Origin of the sequence: Nostoc punctiforme PCC 73102, from assembly GCF_000020025.1 — a bacterium.
Taxonomy (GTDB): domain Bacteria; phylum Cyanobacteriota; class Cyanobacteriia; order Cyanobacteriales; family Nostocaceae; genus Nostoc; species Nostoc punctiforme.
Genome location: NC_010628.1, coordinates 172,254 through 188,827 on the forward strand (window position 1 = coordinate 172,254; position 16,574 = coordinate 188,827).

A 16,574-nucleotide genomic window follows, 5' to 3' on the forward strand; every position below is an offset into this window, starting at 1 on the left:
CCACGAGGAAAGCACCTGTTGCTCAAGATTTGTCGGTGATTTTTGTAAAAGGTAAAGGGTAAAATCAGTTATTAACAAAAATTAATTTTACTTTCTGCCTAACCTCCGGCAAATCGCCCTTTAAAGGATAGTGTGTTGCTCTTACATATTCTGTAAAGCAAAACGCCTTACCGTAAAGTAGCAAGTGACCGTGAGTGACGTTCTGCTGACTTCTGCTTTCTTCCTTCTAACTTTTACCTTTGCTATATGGCCCGCGACTATTATGAAATCCTGGGTGTCTCTCGTGACACCGACAAAGAAGAACTCAAGCAAGCTTATCGCCGTTTAGCCCGGAAGTATCACCCAGATGTGAACAAAGAGCCGGGGGCGGAGGATCGCTTTAAAGAAATTAACCGCGCTTATGAGGTACTCTCGGAACCAGAAACCCGCGCTCGTTACGATCGCTTTGGGCCAGAGGGTGTGTCAGGTGCTGGCGCTGGCTTCCAAGATGTCGGCGATATGGGTGGTTTTGCCGATATTTTTGAAAGCATTTTTAGTGGCTTTGCTGGCGGTATGGGTAGTCCCACGCAACAAAGACGGCGCAGTGGGCCTGCGAGGGGCGATGATCTGCGACTAGACTTGAAGTTAGACTTTCGAGAAGCGGTATTTGGTGGCGAAAAAGAAATTCGTATTTCACATTTAGAAAATTGTGAAGTCTGTAGCGGTTCTGGTGCTAAACCTGGAACCCGCCCCCGGACTTGTTCGACTTGTAGCGGATCGGGTCAAGTCCGTCGTGTCACTAGAACACCCTTTGGCAGTTTCACTCAAGTCTCGACTTGTCCCACCTGTAATGGAACAGGGATGGTAATTGAAGACAAGTGTGATGCCTGTGATGGGAAGGGCGCAAATCAAGTTACCAAGAAACTCAAAATTACCATTCCAGCTGGGGTGGATAATGGCACTCGCTTGCGGATTTCTAGTGAAGGAGATGCTGGTCAACGTGGTGGTCCTTCTGGGGATTTGTACGTTTACTTGTTCGTAAATGAGGACGAAGAATTCCAACGAGATGGCATTAATATTCTCTCGGAAATCAAAATTAGCTACCTGCAAGCGATTTTAGGTTGTCGGTTAGAGGTAGATACGGTAGATGGCCCTGTAGAACTAATTATTCCAGCCGGAACTCAGCCAAATACCGTGATGAAGCTGGAAAATCGCGGCGTACCCCGTTTGGGTAATCCCGTCAGTCGTGGGGATCACATGCTGAACGTATTAATTGATATTCCCAACAAAGTCACCCCAGAGGAGAGGGAACTGTTGGAGAAGCTGGCTAAAATTAAGGGAGATCGGACTGGAAAAGGCGGTCTAGAAGGATTTTTGGGAAATTTATTTAAGTAATGATGCCCTCTTCTCTTTTAACTCCCGATGCTCAACTTGATTTACGCGGCACCCCTTGCCCAATTAATTTTGTACGGACAAAACTGCGTCTGGAAAAAATGCCATTGGGAGGTTTGCTAGAAGTCTGGCTAGACCCAGGTGAGCCGATTGAGCAGGTTCCCGATAGCCTGACTATGGCAGGTTATGTGGTGGAACAAATTACAGACTGTAGTAATTATTTTTCCCTGTTAGTGCGTCGTCCAGTTGCTGTCCAATGACAGGGGAAAATTTTGCTGAAACTGGACAGTTATTGGGTACGGTGCTTGCTGTACAGGCTAATTTTTACCGAGTACAGCTGGATCAAGAGCAGGGGGAGATGAGGGAGATGGGGGATCAAGATTCTCATCTTCCTTATCCCCCTCTCCTCCTCTGTACTCGCCGAACACGGCTGAAAAAAATCGGACAACAGGTGATGGTAGGCGATCGCGTTGTGGTTGAAGAACCAGATTGGGCTGGAGGACGGGGAGCGATCGCTGATGTCCTACCCCGTCACAGCGAATTAGATCGTCCAGCGATCGCCAATGTCAACCAAATTTTATTGGTATTTGCCGTTGCCGATCCACCTTTGGAACCTTATCAACTGAGTCGGTTTCTAATTAAGGCTGAGTCTACTGGCTTGGATGTGCTTTTATGTTTGAATAAAAGTGATTTAATTTCAGAGTCAGAACAGCAAAAAGTTAGCGATCGCCTCCTTGGTTGGGGCTATCAACCAATATTTATCAGCGTCAAGGATGGTATAAATACTGACCAATCAGGCAGATATTTAAGCAATAAAATTACGGTAATTGCTGGGCCTTCTGGGGTGGGTAAATCCAGCCTGATTAATACACTAATTGACTCTGCGAAGCTGCGAGTAGGAGAAGTTTCTGGCAAACTAGCTCGTGGTCGTCATACTACTCGCCATATAGAATTATTTGAGTTGCCTAGCGGTGGAATGCTTGCAGACACTCCCGGCTTTAATCAGCCGGACATGGATTGCATCCCAGAAGAATTAATCCATTATTTCCCAGAAGCAAGAAAACGGTTAGCAGTTGCTAGCTGTCGGTTTAGTGATTGTCTGCACCGAGACGAACCTGAGTGTGTGGTGCGGGGAGACTGGGAGCGATATGAACATTATTTAGAATTTTTGGATGCTGCGATCGCTCATCAAACTCAGCTGCACCAACAAGCCGATCCTGAATCCACCATGAAGTTAAAAAGCAAAGGCAAAGGGCAGAGTCAATACGAACCCAAGCTAGAAAGTAAAAAATATCGCCGAATTTCCCGCAAGACTCAGTTACAGGACTTACAGGAATTATATCGGGATGAAGAATAAGGAGTGCGATGTCTACGACGGGCTACGCCTACGCACTTCTATATAAAGGTTTGTTGCCAGAGCATGGATATAAAGAGAAAAACTGTCTTTTCTAGTGAATTACGTTTGTTCAATCCGGAATAAGAAGCAAACTCTGGGTTAAATAAGTCGGCGATAAAATTCAATTTATATGAAGAAATATAAATTTTAAGTAGGAATAGGGTGTGTTATGCAGTATGTTAACGCACCTTGAATGGTTGACGGTGAATTAGCTGAAAAATTGGCAGAACCCTTACAAGTCGCAGACATTTGAACCTGAGTAAATATTTTTAGTACAGGATTATACAATAAACAAATAAGCAGATTTGACAACTAATTAACAACAAAAGGCGGTGGAGGCACAACAATGTTGTACCCCCACAAAAACTGTATTTAACTCAATTGAAAACTATTTTTACGATCCCCATAAAGTCTTAAAATATTGTTAATTTCAGCCAAACCTCTCGACCTTCAACTTACAAGTATCACCCCAAAATCACTATGTCTATCGGCTACGTCGCGCTTGTACTCCACGCACATCTGCCCTTCGTTCGTCACCCGGAAAGTGACTACGTGCTGGAGGAAGAATGGCTCTATGAAGCCATCACAGAAACCTACATTCCATTATTGAAAGTATTTGAAGGCTTAAAGCGAGACGGTATCGACTTTAAAATCACGATGAGCATGACACCTCCTCTGGTGTCAATGCTCCGCGATCCTCTGCTTCAAGAACGCTATGAAGCACACTTAGCCCAACTAGAAGAACTTATAGCGCTAGAAGCAGAACATAATGTCAACAACGGGCATCTTCGTTATTTAGCCGAACATTACGCTACTGAGTTTAGCGAAGCGCGTCAGCTATGGGAACGTTACGACGGTGACTTGGTGACAGCTTTTAAAGGGTTCCAAGACAGTAACAACCTGGAAATCATCACTTGCGGCGCTACCCACGGCTATTTACCGTTGATGAAAATGTATCCAGAGGCGGTATGGGCGCAAATTCAGGTAGCCTGCGAACATTATGAGCAAACCTTTGAACAAGCACCCAGAGGCATTTGGTTGCCGGAATGTGCCTACTATGAAGGTTTAGAGCGGATGCTAGCCGATGCTGGGTTACGCTACTTCCTCACTGATGGGCATGGCATTCTTTATGCCCGCCCCCGGCCGCGCTTTGGTACTTATGCCCCAATTTATACAGAAACTGGTGTTGCTGTCTTTGGTCGAGATCATGAATCCTCCCAACAAGTATGGTCTTCTGAGGTAGGCTATCCTGGGGCGGCGGAATATCGAGAATTTTACAAAGATTTGGGCTGGGAAGCAGAATATGAGTACATCAAGCCCTACATTATGCCCAATGGTCAACGTAAAAATACGGGCATTAAGTATCACAAAATTACAGGTCGTGGCTTAGGGCTGTCAGATAAAGCACTCTACGATCCGTATTGGGCTAGGGAAAAGGCAGCAGAACACGCTGATAACTTTATGTATAACCGAGAGCGGCAATCTGAGCATCTCTATGGTATAATGCAGCGCCCGCCAATTATCGTTTCACCTTATGACGCAGAGTTATTTGGACACTGGTGGTATGAAGGCCCCTGGTTCATCGATTACCTATTCCGCAAGTCGTGGTATGACCAAAAAACGTATCAAATGACGCATTTAGCAGACTATTTGCGAGATCAGCCAACGCAGCAAGTCTGTCGCCCTTCGCAGTCGAGTTGGGGTTTCAAGGGTTTCCACGAGTATTGGTTGAATGAAACGAATGCGTGGATTTATCCGCATTTGCACAAAGCTGCTGAACGGATGATTGAAATCTCTCATTTGGAACCAGAGGATGAATTGCAGTGGAAAGCGCTTAACCAAGCGGCGCGGGAACTGCTGTTAGCACAATCTTCGGACTGGGCATTTATTATGCGGACGGGAACAATGGTACCCTATGCAATTAGACGGACGCGATCGCACCTGATGCGGTTCAATAAGCTCTACGAAGACGTGAAAATCGGCAAAGTTGATAGTGGTTGGTTAGAAAAAGTCGAGTTAATGGATAATATCTTCCCTGAAATCAACTATCGCGTCTACCGTCCGTTATAGTCTTCACAAAAAGTAATCAACAGCAGTAAGGTGGGCATTGCTCACCTTATATTAGTAGCGAGGAGCGTTTATTTAAACAACAACAGAGCAAGCCTTAACCTGTGTAAGGGTTTGTAAAATGCTGTCAAATCTTTATAAAGACATCCGCTTATTTCGATTTGACGATAAAACCGGACAGGTTTACATCCTGGCTGGAGATGAACTGAAAGTTATCATTTTGAATAATGGTATTTGGGATTTTGTCAATGAACCCGAATTATGAGCAAATGAGTTTTACAGAGTTGAGAACTTATGTCGTGGAAAACCGCGAAGATATTGAAGCTCTAGGTTTTTTGATGAGCAAACGCGATCCTAATTCTAAAGGCTATCCTATGCCTGTTACCGAAGCTGATATGCAAGCCCAAATGGAAATTATTAGGCGTAAAATTAACGGAGAGCTTTGAGATTATTATCTAACTTCAGTAAGCAAAAATCGGGTGCGTGTTATTTACCCACCTTAAAGACTATCTGGATCAATATTCAATTCTCGGAGTTTAGCAGCTAATCTTTGCGCTTTCTCTTCTGTGGCTTGTCGTGCAGATGCTTCCTCTTCATGAGTTAGCAGCGTTTGACTGGTAGTTGGATTGTAAAAACGCAGTTTTCCTGCTTCTAGGCGTAACTCTAGCCCCAATACTTCACTGGGTAGATATACTGTACCATCTGCCAGGGTATTAGTTCCCACTGGGAAATAATTCCCATCCACCAAGTGTAAACCCTGGAGTTGGGGATTGAGATAATCGCCTGTGGGGTCATATTGAAAATATTCACGCACTCCCAGAAAAGCGTAAATTCCTTTTTTTGCACCTTGGTCTTTGCTACGGGTAGCTTTTGAAGTAATCTCTAGAACAAAATCTGGGGTTTGATTATTTTCTTCCCAGGTTTTATAAGAGCGTCTGTCTCGGTTTTCCACTCCAAACACCACAAATACATCTGGAGCTACAACTGATTCTGGATAACCTTTTTCGTAGTAAATAAATAGATTACCAGCGACGTATACATCTGGGTGATTTTGGAAATAAATCCTCAGCACATTTCTTGCATAAGTCAAGTAACTGCACTGGATATCACCTTCAGCCATTGGCTTACCGTCCTCATCTGGGTATTCAATTGGAGCAACTGGGATATACTCTACTGAGGCTGTCATGGGTAGTAACTCAACTCAACTAGGGCTAGATTAAATTTAGCATCTGAATTCTTTAGCCAAATAAAAAGTGAGCCAGATTTATTATGTTGCTCTAAGAGGATGTTTGAAAAGTCCTCTTGTCGGTATCAAAAATTTTAGATCCCCCTAAATCCCCCTTAAAAAGGGGGACTTTAATTCCGGTTCCCCCCTTGTTAAGGGGGGTTAAGGGGGATCTAAAAGTGCCTAAAGTCACAACAAAACACTTTTCAAACAACCTCTAAGTTTAGTTCTAGCACTGGAGGAAAAATGCACTTTTCTGCTTTAGTGATAATGCCATTAGATACAGAGATATCGAAACTAAAGTAGAAGAAATTTTAAGTTCCTACAACGGAAATATAGAAGTTGAACCTTACAGAGAATACTTGAACTATGAGGAATTAGAAAATGATAAAAAACGCCTTGAAACTTTTCCCCTAGACAAGATTGAAAAGATGGCAGCAGACTGGGAAGTTTGTAGTAATGACTTTGAAACTTTAGCCAAAATAGAGTTGGAATGGTTTGAAGATGAAGTAGATGGGATTGATGAAAAAGCGAATATAAAATATTAACTTATAATCCTCAAGGGAAGTAGAATTGGTATCATTTTATAGAATTTGAACCTGTAGAATCAGGAACACCTATACCCTATCCGTGTCGAGTTGCTGATTTACCTCAAGTAGTACCGTATGCGATTGTAACTCCCAATAGTGAATGGTATGAATTGGGCGAAGATGCAGGGATAAAAGCCTTTGCAAATACGTTAAAGGGAAATCAGATCGTCAGTGACGAAGAAGCGGAGTGGCAACTTAAAGTTCAGGAAATTCTGGCGCACTATTCAGATTATCTTTGTGTTGCTTTAATGTGCCACAGATAATTTTCTTAGTACAGTTAACTAACCAAAACCCGATCGCCATGAGTTGGAGGCTGTGAAATCACCAAAAATTCTAAATCAGAGTCACTTTCATTGAGCATCTGATGAGGAACATTAGGCGGAACTTCTACACCTTCGTGTTGAGAAAGTACTTGGCGGGAACCATCGATTTCTAAGGTTGCCTTTCGAGATAAGATAAAGAAAAACTGGTGCGTAGGTGTAGCCCGTCGTAGACATCGCTGGTGATAGTGTCTAACTTCTGAGGTTTTTGGTGGCATCATTTCTTGAATCACACTTAACTCTGGTTGTTTAACAAGATGCCAACCATGACAGTTATTACCCCATAAATTATGCTCGGCAGTTTCTTTGTTAATCATTTGCTGTAAGCTTCAAGTTTTGAGGATAAAAAAATCTGCCATATATTACAAGCTTTACAACTTTGTTTTCGCTTTAAACTGAGCGTAAAACTCTTTAGGAGCCTCATCAAAATACTTAAATAGAGCAGGGCAAAGCCATCCTTCACGATCTAAATCTGCACTGTAATACCAGTTACCTCCATATTCTTCACGCCGCCAGCCAAACTCGATCTGGTAGCCAGGAAAAGGAGATGCAGAAAATACCAAACTGAACCCTGACTCTGCATCTGGAATTTGTGCCACCATTCTTTCGATAATTTCGTCTGCCCCCGCCACGAAAGGCTCTTGAACTAGACCTACCTTGTCATCATCAAACACCCACATTTCGCCGAACTTATAAGGATGAATAACCATGATTGAGTTCATAGAGTTTCCTAGCAGTTAATCTCGTATCAATTTAATAATGATACGTCTAAATAACGTTAAAAAAGACAGGCTTATTGCCTGTCTCGTAAGTAATGATTTAGCAAAGAATTTAGAAATTCATTTCAGCAGCTTGAACTTTCTCAACCTGCTTCTTCTTCAGCACAAGCATAACTTGAGCCAACATTACAAGAGCTACGAATGCAATCATCCATTTGACTCTAGAGGAATCTTGCAGTACGATTTCTGCATCTATTTGACCGAATCCACCGACGTTCGGGTTGTTGGTCAAAGCATCACCAGTCTTAACTGCTTGCCCTTCGGAAACAATCAGGTCTGGCCCTAAAGGAACCGTATCAACAACAACATCACCAGATTCAGGTTGGATGTTTACTAGATATTTAACGTTCCCGTCTGCATCTTCCTCTTTGGCAATCTTGGTAATTGTGCCAGTGGCGGAAGCGTTGTAAACACTATTGTTGCTCTTTTCGCCAGTAGGATAAACTTGTCCGCGTCCCCGATTACCACCTACGTGAACTGAATATTTACCGAAGTGGATGTTTTTGTCAGTTGCGGGGTTGGGAGAAAGAACTGGGAAGATGATTTCCTGATACTGTTCACCAGGTAAGGGACCGACGATGACGACATTTTCTTTGTCTTCGCTGTAGGGTTGGAAGGCAGTGTCGCCAATTTCTTCTTTAAGTTCCTCAGAAATCCGGTCTTCGGGAGCAATCTTAAAGCCTTCAGGTAGCATCAGTACAGCACCGACGTTCAAGCCAACCTTAGAACCATCGGCACCAACTTGCTGGGCGGACAGATCGTAAGGGATTTTCACTATAGCTTTGAATACAGTGTCAGGTAGAACCGATTGAGGAACTTCTACTTCTGTAACTTTGGCGGCTAGGTGACAGTTGGCACAAACAATGCGCCCAGTAGGTTCGCGGGGGGTTTCGGGATAGGTTTGCTGTGCCCAAAATGGATAGGCGGCAGCTGATTGGGGAAGGGCTAGATCGCTGGTGAAGTAAAATGTCACAGTGGCGATCGCTATGAGCAATGTTTTTACGATCGCTCTAGCACTGCGAGTTAACCTCGCTGTTCGGAAAACATTTCTCATCTCTAATAAGGGCAACGATTGAATTTGTCATTAGTCATTGGTCATTAGTCATTAGTCATTAAGCCCTGAACAAAGGACGAATGACTAAGAACTAAGGACAAAATTATTAACTCCACCAAGGTGCATCACCGGTGCGGAAGTCGGTTTCTGTCCAAGGGGTCAAAACGATTTTGTCGTCGCTTACATTGGTATGGGCTAAAGCCAAAGACAGTGGTGCTGGACCCCGAACAACCTTACCTGTTTCGTCATATTGGGAACCATGACAAGGACATTTAAATTTGTTCTCAGCAACGTTCCAGGGGACGACACAACCTAAGTGGGTGCAGATGGCGTTAATGCCATAATCTTTGATCGCCTCTTTGCTGTCTACCACAATATAGGTAGGATCTCCCTTAAGTCCTTGGACTAGGTTGCGATCGCCTGCATTCCGGTTTTCTAGAAATTTGGTGACGCTAACATCGTTACCTAGCTCATCTTTTGCCGTTGTACCGCCACCAGCACCACCAGTTGCGGGTGGAATAAAGTAGTTGACAACGGGATACAATGCACCCAGAGCTACTCCAGTGACAGTCCCAAAAGTGAGCAGATTCATGAACTGACGACGACCCATATCGGGCACGTCTGCTGATTCAGAAAATTGAGCCATAATCTACGCGCTCTTTGTGTATTTTGTTAAGCATTTTGACAAAAGTACTGTACTTGAGGAACTCTTGTCTAAGTCGAAATGCTAGCGCTCACAACGATGCCATACTTCTTTGTTCCAAGATATAAAAAGCATCTTTTCTGTTAGCATTACATTTCTTTATATCCTTATCATACTGGAGTCACGGAACTTAACATCATAACTAAATGTAAAATCTGATTGAGAAAAGCTATGACAGGACAGGAATTACGTCAGATGTTGCTTGATAAGTGGGGATATTCTTATGATGTCCAGTTCCGACGGGCACAGGGAAAGATATTTTTGCAAGTAATGTGGAAATATCTGGAGCAAGCTTCTTTTCCCTTGAGTGAGGCAGAGTACCAAGAGCATCTTGACAGCATTGCTAATTATCTCCATGCTTTGGGCGGGTCAACACAAGTACAAACATTTATTGCCCAAACACGCGATCGCCCCCGCCTCGGTAAGGCTGTTAGCATTCCTTTAGATTTGGGTGAACGTTCTTCTGAATGGATATTATGACCTACTATTGCATTCAGATGATTAACAACTCCCAGTTCGCACATTTTTTGAATAGTTATAAAAAAGCCTACATTAGGTATAAAATATTGACTAAAAAGTTTGGTATAGACGTATATTTACTTGATGTTTATGGACAAACTCTACTACGCGTTTTATTCATAAATTGGGTGCGCCGGGAACTATTCGCAGTTTATTATTGGGAAGTGAGAAGTAGTGTTTAAATATTAGAAAAACTGCTAAATCTGTCTACTAAAAAGTTTTAAGCTATTGCTAGATAATAATAACAGTCTTATTTCTAGCATTTTATGCTGATGTGCTAAATGTAGGGTTTTAACCCAGATTTTAAATTTTATTTTTTGGAAGTATCTAATGCTTTTAAATCATCTAAGCTACAGAGCAAACGAGGTTTTTCAGGGTCAGTCAAATCTAGCTGCTCCCAAGATATTGTATAGCCACCGTGGATTTTATGTGCGCCAAAAAGGTGTAAGATTCTTAACCCAATTGTCCAAGCAGATAGTCTTTCTAACACAGCAGTGGTTCCGATCAGATATTCTTCAATAACCCATTCTTCACCTCGTTGTTGGGCACGTACTTCCTCAATGCGTCCGACAGACTTGCCAGTTGAATCCAATACTTGTTTGCCTAGTAGCAGTTCCAGATGAATTTCACGAGTTGCCATGTTCTGCTCCTGGAATTCGTTCAATAATCTGTTCCCGAAGCCATTTTTCATAAGCTAATGCCGGAGTTGCTTCAGCCTCAATCTCAACTTCGACATCAATCCCAACATCCCGCACTTTTGACAACGGAATTCTAAACGGTTCACTGTGTTTAGCACCCCAGCTATTTTCAATTGCTGCTACCCACCTTCCTAAACGTGGATGAATGCGTCGTGCAAGGGTTATCATACCAGTTTCGATATAAATGAGTCGTGGCGGTTCCCCGTCGCGCAACTCCATGACAATTCCATCGACTTTGCCCAGCTTGCGCTGATTGCTGTCAACTAATTGGTTATCAAGTACATCTCTAATAATGTCCATTTTCTCTAACTTCCAGTTGATTATTTAACCTAAACCCGCAGCAGCGATCACCCTCCAAGAATTTCTAGTGGGATAGCAACGATCGCTAACACGAATGTCAGCACAATTGTAAAGATAACAACACTATTACTTATCCAACCGTTGCGATAATTGCCGACATATAATTCATCATTCATCAACACCAGAAATGGTATAATCACAGGCGGCAAAATTACTGCTGTAATCGCCATTGAAAACAAAGTCAATTGCAATGGATCGATTCCAAATACCATTAATAAAGAAGCGAGAAAGACAAACACAGTGTAGACCAAACTAAAACGTGCGGCATCTTTTGGTTTGAGATTTTCGCCCCAATTCCAACCAAAAGACTGAGCCACAATATAGGCTGTATCGAGAGTAACCTCCAGTGCTGCACCAAAGCAAGCAATGCCCAAGGACACGGCAAATAGCACAAAGCCCCAGTACCCAAAAGATTCTGTCAACATCAACGCCGCCTGTTCGTAGCTATCTACCTCAATGCCTTTGGGTTTGAGTACTAATGCCGACACAATCAATACCCCTAGTGATACGACACTACCAAAGCTCATCCCTAAACCGGCAACGGCGCGATTTACACCGATATACCCTTCATCCCATTTATCTTCTACTGCCCCAGATGAGTAGAAGTAAAATAAATAGGGGCTAATCAAAGCACCTAAAATTCCAACCCCAAGGTATAAATAATGAGCGGTATCTTGTTGTGGCAGAGTTGGCAACAAACCACTGCCAAGTTGTGTTAAAGATGGATGCAACTTGAAAGTAGCGACGACAAAAACTAGTGTCACCAACCCTAATACGGAAATACCATTTTCAATAATGCCAAAATTGCCGTACCAAATTAGCAACCAAATTGCAAAGGCAACGGGTAAAGCATACCACTGAAAGCTAATACCTGTTAGCAGTTGTAAGGCGATGCAAACACCACCGATTTCAGCAGCTAAAACTAAAAAGTCAACTATAATTTCTGCAATCAGTGGAATAATATAAAAATTAAACCCAAAACGTTCACGCACCGCAGCAGCTAATGTATGCTTGCTAACTGCTGCTAACCGCCCAGACATTTCTACCAAAAAAATCACACAAATTGTACCCAGGATAATCGCCCAGATTAATTGAAAGCCGAAAATAGATCCAGCCTCTGCTGCTGTGGCGATCGCACCTACATCCAAAAAGCCACCTATACTAGTCACAATCCCCAGCGCGATTTCAAAAATTTTCTTCATGGTTTGTTCTGCTGTGGTAGTTGCGAGTCTAGTGTTTGTCCTTCTTGCGATAAGTCCCCAAGTCGTTGTGACACTACAGAATAATTTTCTTGTTCAACTGCGGTTGACATTTGCTCTGTGATTTTTGCTAACCGTTTGATATGACCCAAAAGTGCTAACTTGTAAGACTGGGGAATAGCTGTAGATGATTCTATCTGTGCTATGTTGTCGGTTTCTGTCTGGAACTCTTGCTGTGCTTTATTCAACGTTTGTTTCGCATAGACTTTTGGCACAGCACCTCGTACCCAAGCATCAGCAACCATTTTGCTTGTAGCTGTCCATGACTTTACAGTTTGTAGTTCTTCTGTAAGCCTATCTGGGGCTGCTTTGCTACAAGCGGTTAATAATGTCAAGGCTAATAAATAACCTATAAATATGCTTTTCATCAGATGTCCGTTTTTGTAGTCCTCCTTAAAACTTCATAGTCATTCAATTCCTGTAACATAGAGCATTTGACAACTCGTGCGAGGTAACGATCTGCAATTAAAACTATTAATTACAGACAAAAAGTTTTCTATTACCTTTTAGGGTCGTTTTTTTCTAGCTTATAAATTATAGGGGTTTATGATAACTTGGTTCTATTCACCCATAGATTAGTCTATAAATTGAAATGATCTTTACTTTGGTCAGAGAAATGAAATAAATTTATGATTAATTACATCCAGTATTTTTATCCAAAAGCACCATAAAGTGCTAAAAGACTCTTTTGCCCACCGCTACATCTCTATCAGGCTGAATTAATACAACTTCTCCATCATCTAAAACTACTCCCAAGACTAAAACTTCGGAGACAAAATTAGCTATTTGACGGGGTGGAAAGTTAGTAACAGCTAATATTAATGTGTTGATTAATTTTTCTTGGTCATAAAGTTTAGTAATTTGGGCACTAGATTTTTTAATGCCCAAATCGCCAAAATCTATCCACAATTTATAAGCTGGTTTTTTGGCTTGAGGAAATTCTTCGACTTTAATGACTTTGCCTACATGAATCTCGATTTTTTCAAAATCACTATAGCTAATAAACATTTGCTCAAAAACTCAGCATTAAAATCTTTTTACCTATTTTCTATGTTATTTACCTGTGAGCTTCACCAGCCCAACACCACCGAAATAAAGCCCTAAAACGGCTCCCGCCAAAAGACTTTGAGTTAGAGGATCGGTAGAAGGTGTAAGTACAGCTCCTAAAACCACTGCTCCCATAATCACGTAACGCCAACCAGAAACCATCCGTTCAGACGAGACAATATTCAAATTACCGAGCAACAATTGGATGATGGGAATTTGAAATGCTAAACCAGTGCTGAATAAAAGTAGCAGCACAAATTCAAAATATTTATCTATTGACCAAAGTTGTTCAACTACATCTGCTCCGTAGCTGATGAAAAATTTCAACGCTGCGGGGATAAGGAGTAAATAGGCAAATACTAACCCCGCGCCAAACAGTACACTCGAACCAAAAACCACAGGCCCCAATAAACGGCGTTCGCGGCGAGTCAGTCCTGGAAGCACAAACTGGATAATTTGGTAAAGAATGAAAGGACTAGAAAGCACTAAACCAGTGTAGGCTGCGACTTTGAGGGAGACAAAGAAATATTCACCAGGTGCAAGTTGGAGAAATTTGACTCCTTGTGCTGGAACCTCAAGCAGCTGGACAATCGGCTTAACGGCAAAGAAACAGCCAATAATACCTATCGCTACGGCAATCAGCGAATAAAAAATTCGTTGTCGTAACTCTTCTAGATGGTCGAAAAGGGACATTTCGACTTCATCTGGCAACTCATTAAGAGGATCTGTATCCGAGTTGCCATATCCTTCTGGGTCGATGTTGGGAACGTTTACAGTATCTACGTCTTGTAAAGGCGGCATGAGTCAGCTAGTAGGCAACATTTATAACTGAGTGCTAAGTAATAAGCAAGATTTTTCACTCAGGACTTGGAACTCAGCACTCTTCATTATTTTATCCGGGGAATGCAGTCACCAAGATATGTTTTTGGATGCTGTGGGTTTTTTGTCCTGTTTTTTAGGGTTGCATCTGCATAAGTTAGTAGGAAGCCATCTTGTAGGCAATGCCTAACCTAAAAAAAGGGTGGAACTGATAATTTAGAAATCACGTCTCTGCGGCTAGTAGTGTGTCTAACTTGTTTTAATGGTTTGTGGTAAGCATTTTAGTGCAAGAATAAGGGCTAAAATCCTTGCTACAAGATTGTCTACCCATCAATTTCAAGTTGAGACACTACTAGTAGTGCTGGGTAAATTCACACAACATCAACATATAATACTCAGTTTTAAAAATCCGGTTCATCAAGGTGGCATCTATACATACATAGCGCAATCGGAAATTTTTAGCTGAGGTTGAGTATGAAACGGACAATTTGCATTGTCATGATGGCATTGCCTGTTTATTTATACAATGTTGGACTAAGTAATAGTCTTAGTAGTGACGTGACAATTGTCAAAAACCAGCCTCCGATAATAGCTGCTCTAATTGCTTACAGTACAAATGCTCCGTCACGCATATTGCCTTGGCAAATATCAGCTAGAGATGACCAAACTGAAGATTGTCTTCGGGCTGGTACTTGCAAAGATTGATATTAATTGGGAATCCCTTCCCTACGGGACGCTACGCGATCGGCTTCTCTACGAGACGCTACGCGTTAGCGGAGCTGATACGCTCAGGGCAAGTGGGAATTGGGAACTTGTACTGAGTGCAGTTGAAGTATGGGGAATTGGTGATTGGTAGTCCAAGTTATAAAAAAAGAAAATTAATGGTTGTAGAACATCAACGTACAGTGGTGGTTACGGGAGCATCAACAGGAATTGGCCAAGCGTGTGCTTTGCTTTTAGACCAGTTGGGCTTCTCTGTTTTTGCTGGCGTGCGTCAAAATATTGATGCTCAAACACTTAAGCAGAAAGGATCGCCAAGACTCATTCCCATTTTTTTAGATGTTACTGATGCTGAATCGATCGCAGATGCGGTTGATAAGGTAACAAATGAAGTCGGTGGTACTGGAATTTTAGGTTTAGTGAATAATGCAGGAATTGCTATCCCTGGGCCTTTAGAATTATTAGCGATCGCAGAATTTCAACACCAGATGCAGGTTAATGTCACCGGACAATTAGCGGTGACACAAGCATTTCTTGGTCTTTTACGCCAAAGTCGGGGCCGAATTATCAATATGGGTTCCATTGCTGGTAGGAGTCCTACGCCGTTCTTAGGAGCTTACAATGCTTCTAAGTTTGCCTTGGAAGCACTCACTGATGTCATGCGGATGGAATTACGTCCTTGGGGAATCTCGGTTTCAATTATTGAACCTGGTTCCATCGCTACCCCAATTTGGGAAAAGTCCCTAAGTCAATCGGAAGTAGCACAGTATGATTTACCGCAATCGGCACAAAATCTCTACGGTCAAGCAATGAATATTGTCCGCAAGAAAATGCAGATTCTCGCATCTAAGGGAATTTCTGCGGATATTGTCGCTCAGACTGTTGTTCATGCGCTCACTGCAAAGCAACCCAAGACGCGCTATCTGGTTGGCTCAGATGCCAAACTCGGAGCGGTGCTAAAGCATATTTTGTCTGATAAGCTACATGACCAGATAATTTTATACTCAATGGGATTGTAGATTAGCGATCGTCAATACTTCAGAGGAAGGGCGTGTTTTCAAACTACTCGTTTAGCCTCCTAATTTTTTAGATCCCCCTAAATCCCCCTTAAAAAGGGGGACTTGAAGAGATTTTTAGCTCCCCTTAAAAAGAGGGACTTGAAGAGATTTCTAGCCCCCCTTAGAAAGGGAGGTTGGGGGGATCTAAAACTTTGAAAACACGTCCTAGTCACTCTGAATTCAAAAGCTGTCATGAACAAAAACATGATTTTATTGATGAAAAGCATAATTTTCATCAATAAAATCGTTCTGGTCATCAATAAAATCGTTCTGGTCATCAACAAAATCGTTATTTTTGTAACTAGAGGCAGGAATCTAGTCAAAAATTAACTCTAAATTGAAGTTGTAATTAACCAACGCTTTTGCTAAAAGTCTTATGTTGCAAGGATTGTAGATTATTCTCTCGCAAAAGTGACAAAAGCTCTTTAATAACTCAAGCTGATGACGGGTTCAAGAGAGCTACAAAACTGTACTTAACAGTACCTTTTTTTGTACCGGATATTTTTAATATTGATAAGAGTAGCTTATTTAATATTAGATATTTTTGCTATTTGTACTTATAGTAGTATTTTTGCTTACTTTAACTAAA

Annotated in this window: 22 protein-coding genes; 11 read left to right on the top strand and 11 right to left on the bottom strand. The window is 42.1% G+C overall.

The window, feature by feature from the left end; all coding sequences use genetic code 11:
• The first annotated feature begins 246 nt into the window (after positions 1-246).
• The 6 genes from dnaJ to NPUN_RS00670 all read left to right on the top strand — a co-directional run bounded on the left by dnaJ (position 247) and on the right by NPUN_RS00670 (position 5,280).
• A complete protein-coding gene (gene dnaJ, locus NPUN_RS00645) occupies positions 247-1,374 on the top strand; it encodes a molecular chaperone DnaJ (RefSeq protein WP_012406952.1) in 1,128 nt (375 codons plus the stop codon).
• A complete protein-coding gene (locus NPUN_RS00650) occupies positions 1,374-1,631 on the top strand; it encodes a sulfurtransferase TusA family protein (RefSeq protein WP_012406953.1) in 258 nt (85 codons plus the stop codon). Before dnaJ ends, NPUN_RS00650 begins: the two co-directional genes overlap by 1 nt.
• Positions 1,628-2,728 (top strand): small ribosomal subunit biogenesis GTPase RsgA, encoded by a 1,101-nt coding sequence (rsgA, locus tag NPUN_RS00655; protein WP_012406954.1) that lies wholly within the window; start codon positions 1,628-1,630, stop codon positions 2,726-2,728. The genes NPUN_RS00650 and rsgA overlap by 4 nt, the downstream gene beginning before the upstream one ends.
• Positions 2,729-3,247: 519 nt before the next feature.
• The gene (locus NPUN_RS00660; RefSeq protein WP_012406955.1) at positions 3,248-4,837 is read left to right on the top strand and encodes a glycoside hydrolase family 57 protein; all 1,590 of its coding nucleotides are present in this window, start codon (positions 3,248-3,250) and stop codon (positions 4,835-4,837) included.
• 118 nt (positions 4,838-4,955) lie between these two features.
• Positions 4,956-5,099, top strand: a complete 144-nt coding sequence (locus tag NPUN_RS41460; protein WP_167315552.1) for a DUF6888 family protein — start codon at positions 4,956-4,958, stop codon at positions 5,097-5,099.
• Positions 5,083-5,280 (top strand): DUF6887 family protein, encoded by a 198-nt coding sequence (locus tag NPUN_RS00670; protein WP_012406956.1) that lies wholly within the window; start codon positions 5,083-5,085, stop codon positions 5,278-5,280. Before NPUN_RS41460 ends, NPUN_RS00670 begins: the two co-directional genes overlap by 17 nt.
• 53 nt (positions 5,281-5,333) lie before the next feature.
• Here NPUN_RS00670 and NPUN_RS00675 read toward each other — a convergent pair whose 3' ends face one another.
• Entirely contained in the window at positions 5,334-6,020 is a 687-nt protein-coding gene (locus NPUN_RS00675) for a Uma2 family endonuclease (RefSeq protein WP_012406957.1), read from the bottom strand.
• A 401-nt stretch (positions 6,021-6,421) separates the two neighbouring features.
• On the opposite strand from NPUN_RS00675, the gene NPUN_RS00680 reads away from it, so the two are divergent.
• A complete protein-coding gene (locus tag NPUN_RS00680; protein ID WP_041565101.1) occupies positions 6,422-6,607 on the top strand; it encodes a hypothetical protein in 186 nt (61 codons plus the stop codon).
• Positions 6,608-6,759: 152 nt separating this feature from the next.
• On the top strand, positions 6,760-6,912 hold the full coding sequence (locus NPUN_RS41465) for a hypothetical protein (protein ID WP_167315553.1): 153 nt from the start codon (positions 6,760-6,762) through the stop codon (positions 6,910-6,912).
• Positions 6,913-6,926: 14 nt separating this feature from the next.
• On the opposite strand, the gene NPUN_RS00685 is transcribed toward NPUN_RS41465, so the two are convergent.
• The 4 genes from NPUN_RS00685 to petC all read right to left on the bottom strand — a co-directional run bounded on the left by NPUN_RS00685 (position 6,927) and on the right by petC (position 9,448).
• Entirely contained in the window at positions 6,927-7,286 is a 360-nt protein-coding gene (locus tag NPUN_RS00685; RefSeq protein ID WP_012406958.1) for a cupin domain-containing protein, read from the bottom strand.
• A 54-nt stretch (positions 7,287-7,340) separates the two neighbouring features.
• Positions 7,341-7,691 carry a DUF6717 family protein gene (locus NPUN_RS00690; protein ID WP_012406959.1) on the bottom strand — a complete coding sequence of 117 codons (351 nt, stop codon included), beginning with the start codon at positions 7,689-7,691 and terminating at the stop codon, positions 7,341-7,343.
• Between the two features lie 109 nt (positions 7,692-7,800).
• Positions 7,801-8,802, bottom strand: coding sequence for a cytochrome f (petA, locus tag NPUN_RS00695; RefSeq protein ID WP_012406960.1), 1,002 nt, complete (start codon positions 8,800-8,802; stop codon positions 7,801-7,803).
• Positions 8,803-8,908: 106 nt separating this feature from the next.
• The gene (petC, locus tag NPUN_RS00700; protein WP_012406961.1) at positions 8,909-9,448 is read right to left on the bottom strand and encodes a cytochrome b6-f complex iron-sulfur subunit; all 540 of its coding nucleotides are present in this window, start codon (positions 9,446-9,448) and stop codon (positions 8,909-8,911) included.
• Between the two features lie 228 nt (positions 9,449-9,676).
• Between petC and NPUN_RS00705 the strand changes: the two genes are divergently transcribed.
• Positions 9,677-9,985, top strand: coding sequence for a DUF3067 family protein (locus NPUN_RS00705; protein ID WP_012406962.1), 309 nt, complete (start codon positions 9,677-9,679; stop codon positions 9,983-9,985).
• A gap of 349 nt (positions 9,986-10,334) precedes the next feature.
• Here the strand turns inward: NPUN_RS00705 and NPUN_RS00715 are convergent, their stop codons facing one another.
• The 6 genes from NPUN_RS00715 to tatC form a co-directional block, all read right to left on the bottom strand.
• Positions 10,335-10,664 (bottom strand): hypothetical protein, encoded by a 330-nt coding sequence (locus NPUN_RS00715; RefSeq protein WP_012406963.1) that lies wholly within the window; start codon positions 10,662-10,664, stop codon positions 10,335-10,337.
• On the bottom strand, positions 10,651-11,022 hold the full coding sequence (locus tag NPUN_RS00720) for a hypothetical protein (RefSeq protein ID WP_012406964.1): 372 nt from the start codon (positions 11,020-11,022) through the stop codon (positions 10,651-10,653). The genes NPUN_RS00715 and NPUN_RS00720 overlap by 14 nt, the downstream gene beginning before the upstream one ends.
• Positions 11,023-11,069: 47 nt before the next feature.
• The gene (locus NPUN_RS00725) at positions 11,070-12,284 is read right to left on the bottom strand and encodes an Nramp family divalent metal transporter (protein WP_012406965.1); all 1,215 of its coding nucleotides are present in this window, start codon (positions 12,282-12,284) and stop codon (positions 11,070-11,072) included.
• A complete protein-coding gene (locus NPUN_RS00730; protein ID WP_012406966.1) occupies positions 12,281-12,709 on the bottom strand; it encodes a hypothetical protein in 429 nt (142 codons plus the stop codon). The genes NPUN_RS00725 and NPUN_RS00730 overlap by 4 nt, the downstream gene beginning before the upstream one ends.
• A 307-nt stretch (positions 12,710-13,016) precedes the next feature.
• On the bottom strand, positions 13,017-13,349 hold the full coding sequence (locus tag NPUN_RS00735; RefSeq protein WP_012406967.1) for a tRNA-binding protein: 333 nt from the start codon (positions 13,347-13,349) through the stop codon (positions 13,017-13,019).
• A 45-nt stretch (positions 13,350-13,394) separates the two neighbouring features.
• A complete protein-coding gene (gene tatC, locus NPUN_RS00740; protein ID WP_012406968.1) occupies positions 13,395-14,189 on the bottom strand; it encodes a twin-arginine translocase subunit TatC in 795 nt (264 codons plus the stop codon).
• Between the two features lie 492 nt (positions 14,190-14,681).
• On the opposite strand from tatC, the gene NPUN_RS38455 reads away from it, so the two are divergent.
• Positions 14,682-14,912, top strand: coding sequence for a hypothetical protein (locus NPUN_RS38455; RefSeq protein WP_083782292.1), 231 nt, complete (start codon positions 14,682-14,684; stop codon positions 14,910-14,912).
• Positions 14,913-15,088: 176 nt separating this feature from the next.
• Positions 15,089-15,946: an SDR family oxidoreductase gene (locus NPUN_RS00750; protein ID WP_041565104.1), complete on the top strand. Its 858-nt coding sequence runs from the start codon at positions 15,089-15,091 to the stop codon at positions 15,944-15,946.
• The last annotated feature ends 628 nt before the right edge of the window (positions 15,947-16,574 follow it).